17 protein-coding genes and 1 pseudogene are annotated in these 17,771 nt (G+C 74.2%); 13 read left to right on the top strand and 5 right to left on the bottom strand.

Features of this window, described 5'->3' with window-relative positions; genetic code table 11:
- A pseudogene (locus ACVV2G_RS26700) lies at positions 1–741 on the bottom strand (hypothetical protein); the annotation flags it as partial.
- Between the two features lie 120 nt (positions 742–861).
- Between ACVV2G_RS26700 and ACVV2G_RS26695 the strand changes: the two are divergent.
- Positions 862–1,611, top strand: coding sequence for a tetratricopeptide repeat protein (locus tag ACVV2G_RS26695; RefSeq protein WP_453845320.1), 750 nt, complete (start codon positions 862–864; stop codon positions 1,609–1,611).
- A gap of 72 nt (positions 1,612–1,683) precedes the next feature.
- Here ACVV2G_RS26695 and ACVV2G_RS26690 read toward each other — a convergent pair whose 3' ends face one another.
- Entirely contained in the window at positions 1,684–2,976 is a 1,293-nt protein-coding gene (locus ACVV2G_RS26690) for a DUF1015 domain-containing protein (RefSeq protein ID WP_453845312.1), read from the bottom strand.
- Between the two features lie 71 nt (positions 2,977–3,047).
- Between ACVV2G_RS26690 and ACVV2G_RS26685 the strand changes: the two genes are divergently transcribed.
- From ACVV2G_RS26685 to ACVV2G_RS26670, 4 genes are all read left to right on the top strand, one after another.
- On the top strand, positions 3,048–4,079 hold the full coding sequence (locus ACVV2G_RS26685) for an HAD hydrolase-like protein (protein ID WP_453845311.1): 1,032 nt from the start codon (positions 3,048–3,050) through the stop codon (positions 4,077–4,079).
- A gap of 181 nt (positions 4,080–4,260) precedes the next feature.
- A complete protein-coding gene (locus tag ACVV2G_RS26680) occupies positions 4,261–5,307 on the top strand; it encodes a FecCD family ABC transporter permease (RefSeq protein ID WP_453845310.1) in 1,047 nt (348 codons plus the stop codon).
- Positions 5,304–6,350, top strand: a complete 1,047-nt coding sequence (locus ACVV2G_RS26675) for a FecCD family ABC transporter permease (RefSeq protein WP_453845309.1) — start codon at positions 5,304–5,306, stop codon at positions 6,348–6,350. Before ACVV2G_RS26680 ends, ACVV2G_RS26675 begins: the two co-directional genes overlap by 4 nt.
- A gap of 94 nt (positions 6,351–6,444) precedes the next feature.
- The gene (locus tag ACVV2G_RS26670; RefSeq protein WP_453845308.1) at positions 6,445–7,281 is read left to right on the top strand and encodes an ABC transporter ATP-binding protein; all 837 of its coding nucleotides are present in this window, start codon (positions 6,445–6,447) and stop codon (positions 7,279–7,281) included.
- Here ACVV2G_RS26670 and ACVV2G_RS26665 read toward each other — a convergent pair.
- Positions 7,265–7,612, bottom strand: a complete 348-nt coding sequence (locus ACVV2G_RS26665) for a sterol-binding protein (protein ID WP_453845307.1) — start codon at positions 7,610–7,612, stop codon at positions 7,265–7,267. The two genes, ACVV2G_RS26670 and ACVV2G_RS26665, sit on opposite strands and share 17 nt — an antisense overlap.
- Before the next feature lie 41 nt (positions 7,613–7,653).
- Here ACVV2G_RS26665 and ACVV2G_RS26660 point away from each other — a divergent pair, with 41 nt between their 5' ends.
- The 4 genes from ACVV2G_RS26660 to recN all read left to right on the top strand — a co-directional run bounded on the left by ACVV2G_RS26660 (position 7,654) and on the right by recN (position 11,581).
- Positions 7,654–7,950, top strand: coding sequence for a hypothetical protein (locus ACVV2G_RS26660; RefSeq protein ID WP_453845306.1), 297 nt, complete (start codon positions 7,654–7,656; stop codon positions 7,948–7,950).
- Between the two features lie 7 nt (positions 7,951–7,957).
- Positions 7,958–8,773: a hemolysin gene (locus ACVV2G_RS26655; RefSeq protein WP_453845305.1), complete on the top strand. Its 816-nt coding sequence runs from the start codon at positions 7,958–7,960 to the stop codon at positions 8,771–8,773.
- The gene (locus ACVV2G_RS26650) at positions 8,770–9,675 is read left to right on the top strand and encodes an NAD kinase (protein WP_453845304.1); all 906 of its coding nucleotides are present in this window, start codon (positions 8,770–8,772) and stop codon (positions 9,673–9,675) included. The genes ACVV2G_RS26655 and ACVV2G_RS26650 overlap by 4 nt, the downstream gene beginning before the upstream one ends.
- 187 nt (positions 9,676–9,862) lie before the next feature.
- Complete coding sequence (gene recN / locus ACVV2G_RS26645) at positions 9,863–11,581, top strand: DNA repair protein RecN (protein ID WP_453845319.1); 1,719 nt, start codon at positions 9,863–9,865, stop codon at positions 11,579–11,581.
- Positions 11,582–11,906: 325 nt separating this feature from the next.
- On the opposite strand, the gene ACVV2G_RS26640 is transcribed toward recN, so the two are convergent.
- Together ACVV2G_RS26640 and ACVV2G_RS26635 are read right to left on the bottom strand one after the other, a co-directional pair.
- Complete coding sequence (locus ACVV2G_RS26640; protein WP_453845303.1) at positions 11,907–12,341, bottom strand: ATP-binding protein; 435 nt, start codon at positions 12,339–12,341, stop codon at positions 11,907–11,909.
- Positions 12,342–12,396: 55 nt separating this feature from the next.
- Positions 12,397–12,771, bottom strand: coding sequence for an STAS domain-containing protein (locus ACVV2G_RS26635; protein WP_453845302.1), 375 nt, complete (start codon positions 12,769–12,771; stop codon positions 12,397–12,399).
- Positions 12,772–12,940: 169 nt separating this feature from the next.
- Between ACVV2G_RS26635 and ACVV2G_RS26630 the strand changes: the two genes are divergently transcribed.
- The 4 genes from ACVV2G_RS26630 (at position 12,941) to ACVV2G_RS26615 (ending at position 17,763) form a co-directional block, all read left to right on the top strand.
- Positions 12,941–14,602 (top strand): SpoIIE family protein phosphatase, encoded by a 1,662-nt coding sequence (locus ACVV2G_RS26630; protein ID WP_453845301.1) that lies wholly within the window; start codon positions 12,941–12,943, stop codon positions 14,600–14,602.
- Positions 14,599–15,774 carry a cobalamin B12-binding domain-containing protein gene (locus tag ACVV2G_RS26625; protein WP_453845300.1) on the top strand — a complete coding sequence of 392 codons (1,176 nt, stop codon included), beginning with the start codon at positions 14,599–14,601 and terminating at the stop codon, positions 15,772–15,774. The genes ACVV2G_RS26630 and ACVV2G_RS26625 overlap by 4 nt, the downstream gene beginning before the upstream one ends.
- Positions 15,771–16,196 carry an STAS domain-containing protein gene (locus ACVV2G_RS26620; RefSeq protein WP_453845299.1) on the top strand — a complete coding sequence of 142 codons (426 nt, stop codon included), beginning with the start codon at positions 15,771–15,773 and terminating at the stop codon, positions 16,194–16,196. The genes ACVV2G_RS26625 and ACVV2G_RS26620 overlap by 4 nt, the downstream gene beginning before the upstream one ends.
- A 421-nt stretch (positions 16,197–16,617) precedes the next feature.
- Entirely contained in the window at positions 16,618–17,763 is a 1,146-nt protein-coding gene (locus tag ACVV2G_RS26615) for a glycosyltransferase family 4 protein (RefSeq protein ID WP_453845298.1), read from the top strand.
- Positions 17,764–17,771: the final 8 nt, after the last annotated feature.

Genomic DNA, 17,771 nt, shown 5'->3' with positions numbered 1-17,771 from the left:
GACCGCCCGTCCTTCCGTCGTGACGACCGGGGTGACCGGGGTGGGGACCGCCCGTCCTTCCGTCGCGACGACCGTGGTGAGCGTCGTGGTGACGACCGCGGTGATCGCGGTGGTTTCCGGCGTGACGATCGGGACCGTGGTGGTGACCGTGGTGGTTTCCGTCGGGACGACAACCGGGGCGATCGCGGTGGCTTCCGACGGGACGACCGGCGCGACGACAACCGTGGTGGGTTCGACCGGCGTGACGACCGTGACCGTGGGCCGCGTCGTGATGACCGTGACCGCGGTGGTGACCGCGGGTTCCGCCGTGACGACCGTCGTGACGACCGGGGTGGGGACCGTCCCTCGTTCCGTCGTGACGACCGGGGTGACCGGGGTGGAGACCGCCCGTCCTTCCGTCGTGACGACCGGGGTGACCGGGGTGGGGACCGCCCGTCCTTCCGTCGCGACGACCGTGGTGAGCGTCGTGGTGACGACCGCGGTGATCGCGGTGGTTTCCGGCGTGACGATCGGGACCGTGGTGGTGACCGTGGTGGTTTCCGTCGGGACGACAACCGGGGCGATCGCGGTGGCTTCCGGCGGGACGACCGGCGTGACGACCGGGACCGTGGTGACCGGGACCGTGGTGACCGGGGTGGGTTCCGTGGCCGTGACGACCGTGGTGACCGCGGTGGGTTCCGTGGCCGTGACGACCGTGGTGACCGCGGTGGGTTCCGTGGCCGTGACGACCGTGGGGGACACGGACCCCGTCGCGACGACCGTGGCGGGCGGCCCGGTGGTTTCCGCGGGCGGGACGACCGGCAGGGCGGCGGTGGCCGCTTCCGTGAGGAGCGGGACCGTGACCGGGAGCCGATCAAGCGCCTGCCGATCCCCGAGGAGGTCACGGGCGACGAGATCGACAAGGATGTACGGCAGGAGCTGCAGAGCCTCCCCAAGACGCTCGCCGAGGATGTCGCCAGGAACCTGGTGATGGTCGCCCGTCTCCTCGACGAGGACCCGGAAGCGGCGTACGCCTACTCCAAGGTCGCCCTGCGTCTGGCGTCCCGTGTCGCCGCCGTACGGGAGGCGGGTGGGTTCGCCGCCTACGCCAACCAGAAGTACAGCGAGGCCCTGGCCGAGTTCCGGGCCGCGCGCCGGATGACCGGGTCCGTCGAGCTGTGGCCGGTCATGGCCGACTGCGAGCGGGGGCTCGGCCGGCCGGAGAAGGCGCTGGACATGGCCGGCGCTCCCGAGGTGCACAAGCTGGACAAGGCCGGTCAGGTCGAGATGCGGCTCGTCGCGGCCGGCGCCCGGCGGGACATGGGGCAGCTGGACGCGGCCATCGTGACGCTGCAGAGCCCCGAACTGGCCTCCAACTCCGTACAGCCCTGGACCGCGCGACTGCGGTACGCCTACGCCGACGCGCTGCTGGCCGCCGGCCGGGAACAGGAGGCGCGGGAGTGGTTCGCGAAGGCCGTGGAGTCCGACCGGGACGGCAGTACGGACGCTTCCGACCGGCTCGCCGAGCTGGAAGGTGTCGAGTTCATGGACGCCCTCGACGAGGGCGACGGCGAGGACGAGGGCGTGAACCGCGTGGAGGACTCCTCCGCCGAGGACGGCGAGAAGGACTGACTCCACGAGGTGACGGCGAAGGGGCGGGACCGGCGCACGCGGCGCACGGTTCCGCCCCTTCGCCGCGCCGGGTCACAGGTCCAGCGCGCGCAGGACCAGGCCCGAGGCCGGCTTCGGGCCGAAGGACGTCGACTTGCGGGGCATGGTGACGCCCTGTCGGGCCAGGTCGCGGACGACCTCCTCGCGGACCGGGTGCATCAGTACCGCCGTACCGCCGTCGCGCTCCGCCTTCTCGACCGTGGCCGCCGTGTCGTGGATGTAGGAGATGTGCGCCGCGGAGTCGTCGGGAACGCGCCAGACGCGCGCGAGGAGCGTGGTGTGCAGGACGGTGGCGTCCAGGGTGCGCCACGCCTCGGGACGGTCGGCGGGGACCGTGTCGGCCAGCAGCCCGGGATCCGGCCGGTCGACCAGGTGGAAGGCGCCGTCACCGGCGAGCAGGAAGGCGTTGCCCGCTTCGGCCGCCTCCGCCAGGGCGGCCATGGACGGCGCCAGGGGAGTGTCCAGGCGGCGGACGCGGAAGCGGTCGCTCAAGGCGGCCACCGCGTCGCCGACCGGAAGGCCGTGCAGCAGGCGGTGGATGGCGCGGACCCGGAGCGGATAGCGGGCGGTGTCGACCAGGAGGACGAGACCGTGGTCCCACGGGCTGGGGGAGGGGTGCTCCGCGCGGAGCCTGCGGTAGGTCGCCCAGCGGTGGTGGCCGTCGGCGATGAGGGCCTGCTGCCCGGCCAGCTCGGCGCGGACGCGGGCCAGGTCGCCGGGGTCGGTGACCGACCACAGGCGGTGGCAGTAGCCGTCCTCCGTGGTCGTCGAGAGCAGCGGCGGCTGTCCCGCGGTGCGCTCCACGACCGTGGTCGTGGCCGCGGTGGCACCGTCGCCGCGATAGGTCAGGAGCAGGGGCTCGAGGTTCGCGCAGGTGGCGCGCATGAGGGCCGCGCGGTCGGCGACGACGTGCGGCATGACGTCCTCGTGCGGCAGGACGACCTGCTCGGAGGGGTCCGACACGCGCAGGGCACCGATGAGGCCGCGTTGCAGCATGCCGTCGCCGTCGCGCTGTTCGTAGACGTACAGGCCAGGTTCCGGGTCGGCGGCGAGGACGCCCTCGGACACCCAGCGCCGCAGTGTGCGGGCCGCCTGGTCGTTGCGCGCCTCGGGCGTGACGGCCTGAGGCAGGATCAGACGGACGATGTTGTGCGGATCGGCGGACTCGAGGTGGAGCAGGCCGTCGGGACGGACCACGACGTCGTACGGCGGTGACGTCACGGCGGCCAGGCTGCCGACCCGGTCCGGGTCGTAGCGGAGGCCTCGGAACGGGGTGAGTTCCAGGCCCCGGTGCGCCGTTGCTTCCGGGTGACCTCCTGTGTTCATCCCGGCATCGTACGTGTGTCGGTGGCATGGGGGATGATCGGGGGAAAGGCGTCGAACGAGGAGCGATGTACATGAGCCGGAGCGTCAGGACGAGGCCCGAGGGCAGTGGGCGGGGCCTGAGCGAGGCGTACGACACGGCGCTGCTCGACCTGGACGGAGTGGTGTACGCCGGGGGGAACGCGATCGCGCACGCCGTCGAGTCGCTCGCCACCGCGGGGGCGGGCGGCATGCACCTGGCGTACGTCACGAACAACGCGCTCCGGACCCCCGACGCGGTCGCCCGGCACCTGACCGAGCTGGGCATACCGACGGGCGCCGACGACGTCATCACCTCGGCACAGGCGGTGGCCCGGCTGATCGCCGAACAGGTGCCGTCGGGTGCACGGGTGCTGGTGATCGGCGGCGAGGGGCTGCGGGTGGCGCTGCGGGAGCGGGGCCTGGAGCCGGTGGAGTCGGCGGAGGACGATCCGGCCGCCGTCGTGCAGGGCTTCGGCGGGCCCGAGCTGCCGTGGGGGCGGTTCGCGGAGGCCTGCTACGCCATCGCACGGGGCGTGCCCTGGTACGCGTCGAACACCGACCTGACGATCCCGGGCGCCCGGGGGATCGCGCCGGGCAACGGGGCGGCGGTGGAGGTCGTCCGGATAGCCACGGGGGCCGAACCGCAGGTCGCGGGGAAGCCGTTGCCTCCCATGCACCGGGAGACGATCCTGCGGACCGGTGCCCGGTGGCCGCTGGTGGTGGGGGACCGGCTGGACACGGACATCGAGGGCGCGTTCAACGGGGAGGTCGACTCGCTGCTCGTCCTGACCGGCGTCACGGACGGTGCGCAGGTGCTGGCGGCACCGCCGCAGCACCGGCCGACCTACGTCGACGCCGATCTGCGCGGCCTGCTGACCGGGCAGCCGGAGGTCACGAGAGACGGGGACGCCGGCTTCCGCTGCGGCGGCTGGACGGCGACGGCCGGCGAGGAGCGGCTGGAGCTGGAGGGCGACGGAGCGGCGCTGGACGGACTGCGCGCCCTGTGCGCCGCGGCCTGGACGGCGGGCGGAACGACGGGGTGCGCGCTGGACCCGGGGAAGGCGTTGGCGCGACTGGGGTGGTGATCCGTCGTCCGGGGAGACGGGCCGCCTCCAGCCGTAGCCGCAGGTGCGGTGAGGTCATGGTCAGGGGATACGGCCACGGCTGCGGTGCACGTCGCGGTCGCGGCGGGGAGTCCGCCGTGAGCCGGAGCAGGCGATGTCCTCGGGATCGTGATTGATTGGCAGGGTAGGCTAACCTAACTGCGTGTTGGTCGACAGTCCCCCCGAACAGCGCGCGGAGACCGCCCCCGCGCCACCCCCGAAGCGCCGTGCCCTCCGTGTCGTCGGGCTGCCCGTCTCCGCGGGCCTCCTGGTGTGCATCGCGGTGACGAGCATCGTGATCGGCGCGAAGGACCTGTCGCTGGCGCAGGTCTGGCACGGCCTCTTCCACGACTCCGGCACCTACGGCGACGTCGTGGTGGGCGAGCGGCTGACGCGGACCGTGCTCGGTCTGCTCGCCGGAGCCGCCCTTGGCCTCGCCGGAGCCGTACTCCAGGCGCTCACCCGCAATCCGCTGGCCGATCCGGGGCTGCTCGGCATCAACGCGGGCGCCTCCGCGGCGGTCGTCACGGCCATCTCCTTCTTCGGCGTCACGTCGCTGACCGGATACGTCTGGTTCGCCTTCGCCGGTGCGGCGGGGGTGGGCGCGCTGGTCTGGTTCCTGGGCGGCAGCCGGGGGGCCACGCCGGTGCGCCTGGTGCTGGCCGGAACCGCGATTAGCGCCGCGCTCTTCGGCTACCTCCAGGCCGTGATGATCCTGGACGACGCGGCGCTCGGCAGGATGCGCTTCTGGACGGTCGGTTCGCTCTCCTCGGCGACCGACGGCACCATCAGGGAAGTGCTGCCGTTCTTCGTGGTGGGCACGGTCCTCGCCCTCGCGCTCTCCCGGCCGCTCAACGCCATGGAGATGGGCGACGACACCGCCAGGGCGCTCGGCGCCAACCTGAACCGCACCCGGGCGCTGTCCATGCTCGCCGCGACCGTGCTGTGCGGGGCCGCGACCGCCGCCTGCGGGCCCATCGTGTTCGTCGGACTGATGGTGCCGCACATCGTCCGCTCCTTCACCGGGCCCGACATGCGGTGGATCCTGCCGTACGCCGCGATCCTGTCGCCCGTGCTGCTGCTGGGCGCGGACGTGCTCGGCCGGATCGTCGCCCGGCCCTCGGAGCTCCAGGTCGGGATCGTCACCGCCGTCCTGGGCGGGCCGGTCTTCATCCATCTCGTACGACGGCGGAGGACGGCCCAGCTGTGAAGAGCGTGAAGACCAACCGTGCGGTGCGGAGCCCGGGCGGGCTGTCGTTCCGCCTGGACGTGCGGGCGACCGTCGTCGTCGTCCTCCTGCTGGTCGTCGCGCTCGCCGCGAGCGTGGTGCTGATCGGCACGGGGGACTTCGAGATACCGGCGGCCGACGTCCTCAGGACCCTGGTGGGCGGGGGCGACGCCGGCCAGGAGTTCATCGTCAACGAACTGCGGCTGCCCCGGGTCCTGGTCGGTCTGCTGGTCGGCGCCGCGCTCGGTCTGGGCGGCGCGCTGTTCCAGGCCATCTCGCGCAACCCGCTCGGCAGCCCGGACGTGCTCGGCCTCGGGCAGGGCGCGACGGCCGGTGCCCTCACGATGATCGTCCTGTTCTCCGGGTCCTCGGCGCAGGTCACCGTCGGCGCGCTCGTGGGCGGCCTGGTGACCGGTCTCGCCATCTATCTGCTCGCCTGGAAGCGGGGCGTGCACGGCTACCGGCTGGTCCTGGTCGGTATCGGCGTGTCCGCGATCGTCACGGCCGTCAACGGTTATCTGCTCACCCGGGCCGACATCGTCGACGCGTCCCGCGCCGTCGTCTGGATGACCGGTTCCCTCAACGGCCGGGACTGGGACCAGGTATGGCCGCTGCTCGGGCTGTGCGCCGTACTCGTGCCGCTCGTCCTCGCCAACGGACGGGCGCTGCGGATGATGGAGATGGGTGACGACGTCTCGTACGCCCTCGGTGTGCGCGTCGAGCGCGTGCGGGCGCTGCTGATGGTGGCCGCCGTACTGCTCACCGCCGCCGCCACCGCCGCCGCGGGGCCGGTCGGCTTCGTCGCGCTCACCGCCCCGCAGCTCGCCCGGCGCCTGACCCGTTCGCCGGGCCCCAACCTCCTGCCGTCCCTGTGCATGGGGGCCGCCCTCCTGGTCGGCGCCGACTGGATCTCGCAGCGGGCCTTCGGCGCCGACCAGCTGCCCGTCGGCGTGGTCACCGGCGTCGTCGGCGGTGTCTACCTGCTGTGGCTGCTGGTCACCGAACGCAAGGCGGGCCGGATATGAGCGCCGGTGCCGGAAACCGCATCGGACGGACGACCGGAACCGCAGCGGACGGAACGACCGGAACCGCAGCGGACCGAACAACCAAAGGAGCAACGTGAACCGCCTGTCGGCCGAGAACGTCACCCTCGCCTACGACCAGCGTGTCATCGCCGAGAAGCTGTCGGTCTCGATACCCGACAACTCCTTCACCGTGATCGTCGGCCCGAACGCGTGCGGCAAGTCCACCCTGCTTCGGGCCCTGTCGCGGATGCTGAAGCCCAGCGAGGGCCGGGTGCTGCTGGACGGGAGCGTCATCCAGTCGATGCCCGCCAAGCAGGTCGCCCGGACCCTCGGCCTGCTGCCCCAGTCGTCCATCGCACCCGACGGCATCACCGTCGGCGACCTCGTCGGCCGGGGCCGCTACCCGCACCAGGGCATCCTGCGCCAGTGGTCCACCGAGGACGAGCGCGTCGTCCAGGAGTCGATGGCCCAGACCGGCATCGCCGAACTGGCCGACCGCTACGTCGACGAACTCTCCGGCGGACAGCGCCAGCGCGTGTGGATCGCCATGGCGCTCGCCCAGCAGACCCCGCTGCTCCTGCTCGACGAGCCGACGACGTACCTGGACATCCAGCACCAGATCGACGTCCTCGACCTGTGCGCGCAGCTCCACGAGGAGCAGGGCCGCACGCTCGTGGCCGTCCTGCACGACCTCAACCACGCCGCCCGCTACGCCACCCACCTCATCGCCCTGCGGGGCGGGGAGGTCATCGCCGAGGGCGCGCCGAGGGACATCGTCACGGCCGGCCTGGTCGAGCGGGTCTTCGGACTGCGCTGCCAGGTCATCGACGACCCGGAGACGGGTACGCCATTGGTGGTGCCGGCCGCGCGCAAGGCGCGGGGCGGGGCGGGCGGCAGGCTGGAGAAGGCCGGGGCTACAGAAGCTTCCTGAGGCGCAGCAGGTCGCGCAGGCCCGCCTCCAGCCTCACCCGGCCCGAGCCCCAGGCCCTGGCGAAGTTCAGCTCGCCCTCGACCAGGGCGACCAGGTCGTCCCCGGTCATCGCCAGCCTGATCGCGGCCTTCTCGCGCGGCGGGCCCGCGAGGGTCTCGCGCACGTCGATGCGGCCGTCCGCCATGCGTCCGGCGAAGGTGACGTCCAGGTCGGTGACGTGACAGCTCACCGAGCGGTCCAGCTCGGCGGCCGACCGCACGTTGCCTTCGGCGTCACCCATGCTGTCCGAGAGCTTCTCGAGTGCGGCGCGGCACTCCTCAGTCGTCGCCATCGCACCGACCGTACCCCAGCGGTACGCGGTAGCGTCGGGGCATGAGCGACGCAGTGCCGGAGCGGGTGGCCCCGGAGACGGACGGGGTTGCGGACGAGGAACGGGCGCCGGAGTACGATCCCGCCGCGCCCGCCCCCCTGGACGTTCCGCGCGCCCCCACCGGAAACGCCGAGGTGGACGCCCGGCTGGCGCGGCTGGCCGACGTCGACCACCTGGCCACGGACGGACACGTCGAGGTGTACGAGGATGTACACCGGGGGCTGCGCGACGCGCTCACCGCGCTCGACGCCCGCCCGGGACCTCCGGCGCCCCCGCGCTCGCACGAACACAGGAGCTGAACGGAACGTGGCAGGAGTCGCACGCCGCCGCCTCGACGCGGAGCTGGTCCGCCGGAAGCTGGCGCGCTCGCGCGAGCACGCGAGCCAGCTGATCGCCGCCGGGCGGGTCGCCGTCGGCAAGACCGTCGCGACCAAGCCCGCCACGCAGGTGGAGACCGCCGCCGCGATCGTGGTGACCGCCGACGACGGCGACCCCGACTACGTCTCGCGCGGCGGTCACAAGCTGGCGGGCGCGCTGGCCGCGTTCGTTCCGCAGGGGCTCGTCGTCGAGGGACGGCGGGCGCTGGACGCCGGTGCCTCCACCGGAGGCTTCACCGACGTACTGCTGCGGGCGGGCGCCGCGCACGTCGTCGCCGTCGACGTCGGATACGGACAACTCGCCTGGTCTCTCCGGCAGGATGAACGCGTCACCGTCAAGGACCGTACCAACGTGCGCGAGTTGACGCCGGAAGCGATCGATGGGGAGCCCGTGGACCTTGTCGTGGGGGATCTGTCCTTCATCCCGCTCGGTCTGGTACTGCCCGCGCTGGTGCGGTGCACCCGGCCGGACGCCGACCTGGTGATGATGGTGAAGCCGCAGTTCGAGGTGGGGAAGGAACGGCTGGGCAGCGGGGGAGTGGTACGCAGTGCGCAGCTGCGGGCCGAGGCCGTGCGGGGGGTCGCTCACAGGGCCTGGGAACTGGGACTCGGCGTGCGGGGGGTCACCGCCAGTCCGCTGCCCGGTCCCTCCGGGAACGTCGAGTACTTTCTGTGGCTGCGGGCCGGGGCCGGTGCACTGGACCCGGCCGACGTTGACCGTGCAGTGGCGGAGGGGCCGCGTTGACACAGAACCGAGCGCGTACTGTTTTCCTGCTCGCCCACACCGGGCGTCCGGCGGCCATCCGCAGTGCGGAGCTCGTGGTCAGGGGGCTGCTGAACGCCGGGCTCGGGGTGCGCGTCCTGGAGGCCGAGGCGTGCGACCTGCCGCTGCCCGGCGAGGTGGAGCTGGTCGGGGAGGCCACCCCGCAGTGCCTCGACGGGTGCGAGCTGCTGATCGTGCTGGGCGGTGACGGGACGCTGCTGCGCGGCGCCGAGTTCGCCCGCGCCTCCGGGGTGCCGATGCTCGGCGTCAACCTCGGCCGGGTCGGCTTCCTCGCGGAGGCCGAGCGCGACGACCTCGACAAGGTCGTCGACCGCGTGGTGAACCGGGCGTACGAGGTCGAGGAGCGGATGACCGTCGACGTGGTCGTGCACCGCAACGGCGACATCGTGCACACCGACTGGGCGCTGAACGAGGCCGCCGTGCAGAAGGCCGGTGCCGAGAAACTGCTGGAAGTCGTGCTGGAGATCGACGGACGGCCGGTGACGGGGTTCGGCTGCGACGGCATCGTGCTGTCGACGCCGACCGGGTCGACGGCGTACGCGTTCTCCGCCGGGGGACCGGTGGTGTGGCCCGAGGTCGAGGCGCTGCTGATGGTGCCGATCAGCGCGCACGCGCTGTTCGCGAAGCCGCTGGTGACCTCGCCGGACTCGGTGCTCGCGGTCGAGGTGCTGCCGCACGTTCCGCCGGGGGTGCTGTGGTGCGACGGGCGGCGGACGGTGGAGCTGCCGCCGGGTGCGCGGGTGGAGGTCCGGCGGGGTGCGGTGCCGGTGCGGTTGGCCCGGCTGCACCACGCGTCGTTCACGGACCGGCTGGTGGCGAAGTTCGCGCTACCGGTCTCCGGATGGCGCGGGGCGCCGCACTAGCGGCCACGAAGGGGTGGTTCTGGCGGGTTCCCGGCCGCGGGCGGTCCATGGCCGGCCGCGGACCGCGGCGCAGCCGTCATCAGCACGGTTCCGCGCCCCCCGGGGGCGGCGCCCGCCGGAGTGACAGGGGTGGGCCGGTCGCACTCGCCGCCCCGGACCTCGTAAGGTCGTGTCCGTGCTTGAGGAGATGCGGATACGGTCGCTCGGGGTCATCGACGACGCCGTGGTCGAGCTGTCGCCCGGGTTCACCGCTGTCACCGGTGAGACGGGTGCCGGCAAGACCATGGTGGTCACCAGCCTGGGGCTGCTGCTGGGCGGACGCGCGGACGCGGCGCTCGTGCGGATCGGGGCGAAGAACGCGGTCGTCGAGGGACGGATCACCGTGCCCGGGGACGCCGCGGTCGCCGTCCGGGCCGAGGAGGCCGGCGCCGAGCTGGACGACGGGGCGCTGCTGATCAGCCGTACCGTTTCCGCCGAGGGCCGGTCCCGGGCCCATCTGGGCGGGCGGTCCGTGCCGGTGGGGATGCTCGCCGAACTGGCCGACGACCTGGTGGCCGTGCACGGGCAGACCGACCAGCAGGGGCTGCTCAAACTGACCCGGCAGCGGCAGGCACTGGACCGGTACGCGGGTGACGCGGTCACCGGACCGCTCGCCGAGTACGCCGAGGCCTACCGGCGGCTGCGGACCGCCACCCGTGAGCTGGAGGAGATCACCACCCGCGCGCGGGAACGCGCCCAGGAGGCCGATCTGCTGCGCTACGGCCTCGACGAGGTCGCGGCCGTCGAGCCGCGCGCCGGTGAGGACGCGGAGCTGGCGGAGGAGGCGGAGCGGCTGGGCAACGCCGAGGCACTCGCTTCGGCCGCCACCGTCGCGCACGCCGCGCTGGCGGGCAACCCGGAGGACCCCGAGGGCGTCGACGCGTCGACGCTCGTGGCGGGCGCGCAGCGGGCCCTGGACGCCGTACGGTCGCACGACCCGGCGCTGGCCGCGCTCGCCGAGCGGATCGGCGAGGTCGGGATCCTGCTGCGGGACGTGGCCGGGGAACTCGCCGGGTACGCCGACGACCTGGACGCCGACCCGCTGCGGCTGGCGGCGGTCGAGGAGCGGCGGGCCGCGCTCACCGCGCTGACCCGCAAGTACGGCGAGGACGTCGCCGCCGTGCTGACCTGGGCCGAGCAGAGCGCCGCGCGGCTGTCCGAGCTGGACGGCGACGACGAGCGGATCGGCGAGCTGACCGCCGAACGGGACGCGCTCCGCGCCGAGCTGGGCCGGCTGGCGCAGGAACTGACGGACGCCCGGACGGACGCCGCCGAGCGGTTCGCCGCCGCGGTGACCGCCGAGCTGGCCTCGCTCGCCATGCCCCACGCGCGCGTGTCGTTCGCGATCCGGCAGACCGAGGATCCCGAGGGCGTGGAGGTCGGCGGGCGCACGGTGGCGTACGGGCCGGCGGGCGTCGACGAGGTCGAGCTGCTGCTCGCCCCGCATCCGGGGGCGCCGCCGCGGCCGATCGCCAAGGGCGCCTCCGGCGGTGAGCTGTCGCGCGTGATGCTGGCCGTGGAGGTCGTGTTCGCCGGCACGGACCCGGTGCCGACGTACCTCTTCGACGAGGTCGACGCCGGGGTCGGCGGCAAGGCGGCCGTCGAGATCGGGCGGCGCCTCGCAAGGCTCGCGAAGAGCGCGCAGGTCGTCGTGGTCACGCACCTGCCGCAGGTGGCCGCGTTCGCCGACCGGCAGCTGCTGGTGGAGAAGACGAACGACGGCTCGGTGACCCGCTCCGGCGTCAAGGTGCTGGAGGGTGAGGACCGGGTCCGGGAGCTGTCCCGGATGCTCGCCGGCCAGGAGAACTCGGAGACGGCCCGGGCGCACGCGGAGGAGCTGCTGGCGACGGCCAGGGGGGACGCGTAGGCCCGTGCGGACCGTGGGCCCCGGTGGCCCGGTCCCCGGCCCCGGTCTCGGCCCTGGCCCCGGCCTCGGTCCCGGGTGACCGCAGTCCGGCTCGGGCCGTCGTGCCGGTCGTCGTGCCGGGGCGCCGGGGTGGTCGCGCCGGTGACCGCCGGAAGCAGTCGGGAGCAGTCGGAGACCGTTCCGGCCGGCCGGGGTTGTGGCTGTCGTGCGGGTCGAGGTTGTCCGGTGGCTCCGGGGTGACGAGAGCGTCCAGGCCCTGCCGTACGGGTTGAGGGCTGTCCGGTGGCCCGGGGCGCAGGGCACTCCGGGGCGGTCCCGGCCGGTGTCAGGCGGCCGGGAGGTCGTACGACACGACGGCCTCGATGGTCTTCCCGGGCGGAGCCGGGGTGATGGTGACGGAGCGGCTCAGCCGCTGGATCAGCGGCCACCCGAAGCCGCCCAGCCGGTCGGCGGGCCCGCGTGCCGGCGCCGGCGCCGGCACGGCGGTGCGGGGCCGGGCGGGGGACCGGTCGGTGACCGCGATGCTCAGCCCGCGCGGTTCCAGGGCGGCGCGGAACGCCGTGAGGCCGCCGCCGTGCCGCAGCGCGTTGGTCACCAGCTCGGAGGTGACCAGCAGGATGTCGTCGACCACCGTCCGGGAGAGCGCGACCGGGTGGGCGTCGAGCAGCAGCCGTACCCGGGCACGTGCCTCCGCGGCCGAGGCCGGTGGCTGCGACCGGTCGTCGGCCGTGCCGGCTCTCGCGCTGCTTCCCCCGGTCATGCCTGCGCACCCCGCCCCGGAGCCGGTGTGTCCGGGGCACAACGTCCGAGGCCGGTCACCGGAACGCGGTTCCGCCGGTCTCCGCGGCCCGGATCTCCGCGGTGGCGGCCGGAACGGAGGGGGCGAGGGTGAAGGCGCGGGCGGTGTCCGTGACGTCCAGCAGACGCGCCACGGCCGTGCTCGGCCGGGCGAGCACGAGGGGGGTGCCGACCGTGCGGTGGTGGTGTCCGGCCCGCAGGAGGAGGTGCAGGAAGGCCGAGTCGGCGAAGGCGACATCGGCCAGGTCCAGCACGGTGCCGGCGCTGTCCTCGGGGACGTGGGTGAGGGTCTGAGCGAGGGCGTCGATCGTGTCGAGGTCGAACTCGCCGCCGGCGCTCACGACGCGTACGCCGTCCACCAGGGTGGTCCGCACTTCCTGATCTTCACTCATCACGGCATTGTGGCAGGTACGAGCGGGCCCGAGACAGCCCGGCCCGGCGAGGCACGTCAAGCCCGGGACGGGGAAGACGGGTTGAAGACGAGGAGGCGTTGGGACATGGTGGGACGGAACGTGTCTTTCAGGAAAGGTGAGGGGGCCCGCAGCGTGCGGTCTCGCGACGATGACGATTTTTGAGGACGCTTCAGCGCAGCCACACGGCTCCCCGCCGAGTATCGGGGCCTCGTGGATGGGCGCGCCGTACCCGGTCGTCCTCGCGGACGCGGGCGGCCGGATCGTGGAGGCGAACGTCGCTGCCGCCACCCTGTTCCCGGGCGCCCTGCGCGGTGTCGCGCTGGACGACGCGGTGCCGTACTGGCTCGCCGACGCCCACCGTCGCATCGCCGGCCGGGACCTCGCCGCCCCCGCGCGGTCGGTCCGGGGGCGGCACCGGAACCTGACACTGGAGGCGCATCCCACCCCCGGGGCGAACGGGGACGTGGTGTGGTGGCTCGTCGACGACACCGACCGGCTGCTGGCCGAGAGCGCGCTGCGCGGTGAGCAGGAGCGCACCGCCTTCCTCGCCGAGACCTCCACCCGGCTGCTGGCGTCGCTGAACGTCCAGCGCTGCATGGACGTCACGGTACGGCTGGCGGCCGAGCACCTGGCCGACGCCGCCCTCCTGGTGGCGCCCGTCAACGGGCGGCAGTATCCACTCGCCGGCAGCGTGGGCGGCGGCGCGGCCAGGCACACCACCGCCCGGATCGACCCGGCGTCCGTGCCCGGCCTCAGCGAGGCGCTCCAGGGCTTCCCGCCGGTGCTGTCGCGGTGGATCGCCCCCTCGGCCCTGCCGGAGTGGGCGGTGCCCGACGGCTTCGCCGGCCCGGTGGGCTCCGTCGCCGTCTGCCCGCTGCCCGGACACGGTGTGCCCGCCGGGGCCCTAATCCTGCTGCGGCACAGCGACCACGCGGCGTTCGACGCATCCGAGGAGGTCTTCGCCCGGCTGTTCGCCGCGCGGGCCGGGTCCGCCCTCTCGGCGGCCCGGCTCTACTCGGAGCAGACCAGCATCACGGCCACCCTCATGGCCGACCTGCTGCCGCCCGCGCTGCGGCAGGTGCACGGTGTCGAGTTCGCGGGCGGCTACCGCGCGTCCAGGGACACCGAGCGGATCGGGGGTGACTTCTACGACGTCCATCCCGGGGCCGGGCCCGGCCAGGAGACCCTCGCCGTGCTCGGTGACGTGTGCGGCAAGGGCCTGGACGCCGCGGTCCTCACCGGCAAGATCCGCAACACGCTCCAGGCGCTGCTGCCCATGGCGGACGACCACGAGAACATGCTGCGCCTCCTCAACGGCGCGCTCCTCAGCAGCAGCCACACCCGGTTCGCGACCCTCGTCCTGGCCTCGGTCGTCCGTCGCGGCGGGCAGGTCCGCCTGCGGCTGACCAGCGCGGGCCACCCGCCGCCCCTGATCGTGCGGCACAGCGGTGCCGTCGAGGAGGCCGACACGTCCGGGACGCTCATCGGCGCCCTGCCCCGGATCCGGGCACGCACCGCGCACGTCGACCTGGCTCCGGGCGAGACGTGCCTGATGTACACCGACGGCATCACCGAGGCCAGGGGCGGCCCGCTGGGAGACGCCATGTTCGGGGAGGCGCGGCTGCGGGCCGCCGTGGCGGACTGCGCCGGTATGCCCGCCGAGGCCGTGGTCGAACGCGTCCAGGTGCTCGCCGCCGACTGGATCGGTGGCCGGCGCCACGACGACCTGGCACTGGTGGCGATCACCGCGCCGCAACTGGCACACCTGACGGCGGTGGACGGCCACACACCGGGCAGGTACACGGCATGATGCACACCGCCATCGGCACCGTCTCCGGGACGGGCGCCGGCTCCGGGGAGGGCGCCGGCTCCGGGGCGGAGCCCAGGGGCGGTGGAACCGGCTCCGTGACACAGCTGCGCACCGCGTTGTGGCGGGCGGTGACGGCCCGCGACGAGCGTGCGGCCGGAAAGGTCGTCTTCGGCGCGCTGGACGTCGGCGTCACCTCGGAGGAGGTACTCCTGGACGTCATCGTGCCCGTGCAGGTGCGGGTCGGCGCGGAGTGGGCCGCGGGGCGCATCGGCGTCGCGCAGGAGCACGCGGCCACCGCCATCCACGACCGGATCATCGCCGCCATGGCCCACCGGAACACCGCCGACGCCGGCTGCGCACCGGGTACGGCGGGCTCGGTGACCGTCGCCTGCGTGGACGGGGAGTGGCACGCCCTGCCCGCACGGATCCTCGCCGAGGTGCTGCGGGGCCGCGGCTACGAGGTCGACTTCCTCGGCGCCCAGGTGCCCACCCCGCACCTGGTCGCGCACATGCACCGCACCGCCCCCGACCTCCTGGCCCTGTCCTCGTCGCTGCCCACGCGCCTGCCCGGCGCGCACACGGCCATCACCGCCGTACAGGCGCTCGGCATCCCCGTCCTGGTCGGCGGCGCCGCCTTCGGCCGGGACGGCCGTCATGCCCGCCTGCTGGGCGCGGACGCCTGGGCACCCGACGCGCGCGCGGCGGCCGACCTCCTCGGCCGGGGCGTCCCCCGCCCCCGCGGCGTCACCGCCCACCTGCCGGACGACGACCTGCCCCACCTGACCGACCAGGAATACACCCTCGTCGTCCACGGCAAGGCGCGGTTGGTCCGCAACACCCTGGCCGGCCTCGAAAGACACCTGCCGGTGATGCGCGCCTACACCGACGCCCAGCGCGAACGCACCGCCGAGGACGTCGCCCACGTCGTCGACTTCCTGGCCGCCGCCCTCTACACCGACGACGTCCGGCTGTTCACCGGCTTCCTGGACTGGACCGCCGGCATCCTCGAAGTCCGCGGCGTCCCCGCCACCGCCCTGGGCCCCGCGCTCGTCGTCCTGGCCGAGGAGCTCATGGACTTTCCCCGTGCCCTGCGTCTGCTCGAGCGGGGCCGGGCCGTACTCGACGCCCGTGACCCCCGTCCCCCCGTCCCCGGCCCCGGAACCCCCGCATGACCACGCATCCCCAGAACGACTTCCACGTCACCGTCGCCTCCCGGGAGGCCGGTGAGGTACTGCTGCGGCTCAGTGGCGAACTCGACTACGACAGCGCCGACGAGCTGCTGGACACCGCCCGCGAGCGACTCACGGCCGAACCGGCGCCCCGTGCCGTGCTGCTGGACTGCACGCGGCTCACCACCTGCGACTCCATGGGCCTGGCCACGCTCCTGATGATCGAGCGGATCGCCACGGGTGCCGGCGCCACGCTCCGCATGGACGACCGCCCCGACTTCCTCAGCCGCCTGCTGGAAGTCACCGGCACCCTGGACCACTTCGTCCCCGCACCGTCCGCCGGGGCCTCCGCCTCCTCGGACGGCGAGGGCATACGCCGGGCTCCGCAGCCCGACGGCCAGGCACTGTCCGACCGGGGACCGTGACGCGGCGGCGGCCCGGACGTCCCCCGGCCCCACCCGCCGGGGCCGGGGGCGCGCCGTAGGGAGCCGTGGGGTCGCCCGATGACGGACCGCGCCCGCCGGACCGCCTCCGGCCTCGCCCCGCCGCCGCGGTGACGGCCGGGACCGGCCGGGCCGGGTCGGCCCGCGCACACCGCCGCGCTCGTGGCCGCGGCCGTGTGCGCGGCGAGGGTGAGCGAGACGGCACGTTCACTCGTGTGAGTGAACCGCCCCTGTCGCGTTGCCCCGCGGTCGCCCGTGCGGCGGCCGTCGTTCCCGGAACACCCGTACGGCCTGGCATCCTTGACGGTGGACCGCACCGGGAAACGCGCGGCGCGCCCTGTCCGCACCAACCTTCTGTACGTTCTTCGTGACCGTCCCCCGTCGAACCAGGAGTCCCGGCCACGTGACCCCCGTGAGCAGCCACGCCCCGCACGGCCAGTCGCCGCTGCGCACCGTGCAGGTGCTGGGCGGCGGCAACGCCGGCAGCAGCGCGCATGTGCGCTCCCTGGCCGCGGGGCTCGTCGCACGGGGCGTGAAAGTGACGGTGTGCGCCCCCGCCGATGCGGAACGCACCTACGACTTCACGGGCGCGGGAGCGGACCACGTGCACGTACCGCGCAGCAGTGACCCCGTCTCCGTGGCCGCGCTGCGGGCGGTGTGCGCCGACGCCGACCTGGTGCACGCGCACGGGCTGCACGCCTCCTTCCGTGCCGCCCTGGCTCTCGGCGGACGGCGCGTGCGCATCCCGCTGGTCGTCACCTGGCACGACCGGGCGCACGCCGAGGGAGCCCGCGCCCATCTGCTGCGCGTGCTGGAACGGCGGGTGACGAGGGCCGCCACCGTGGTGCTCGGCGCCACGTCGGAACTGGTCGACGGGGCACGGGGAGCCGGCGCGCGGGACGCCCGGCTCGGTCCGGTCGCGCTCCCCGCCCGGCCGGGCAGACCGGCCGAACCCGACGACCCCGACCGGCTGCGCCCGAAAATCCGGGCCGAACTCGGCGCCATCGGCAGGCCGTTGCTGCTCGCCGTCGGCTCCCTCGACCCGCACCGCGGGTACGACGTCCTGCTCGACGCGGCGCACGCGTGGCGCCGTCTCGACCCGGTGCCGCTGGTCGTCGTCGCCGGTGAGGGCCCCCTGCGTCCGCAGCTGCAGCGGCGGATCGAGGACGAGGAGCTGCCGGTCGTGCTCATCGGCAGCCGCGACGACGTCGGCGACCTGCTGGCGGCGGCCGACCTCGCGCTGCTGCCGAGCCGCCGGGAGGCGCGCTCCGTCCTCGCCCAGGAGGCGCTCGCCGCGCGCCTGCCGCTCGTGGCGAGCGACGTGGGCGGCATCCCCGAACTCGTCGGCGACGGTGCCGAACTCGTCCCGGCCGGGGACGCCGCGGCACTCGCCGGCGCCGTGGTCCGGCTGCTGGACGATCCCGGGCGGCTGGCGGAGCTGACGGACCGCGGTGTACGGCAGGCGGCCACCTGGCCGACCGAGGACGAGACCGTCGCGCAGGTCCTGAGCGTCTACGACGAGTTGACCCGGCCCACGCCGCTGCTCTGAGCGGACCC

The organism is Streptomyces sp. JK94 (genome assembly GCF_053613315.1).
The sequence above is the reverse complement of the archived record's forward strand: the minus strand, read 5'-3'. Positions and strand labels throughout refer to the sequence as shown.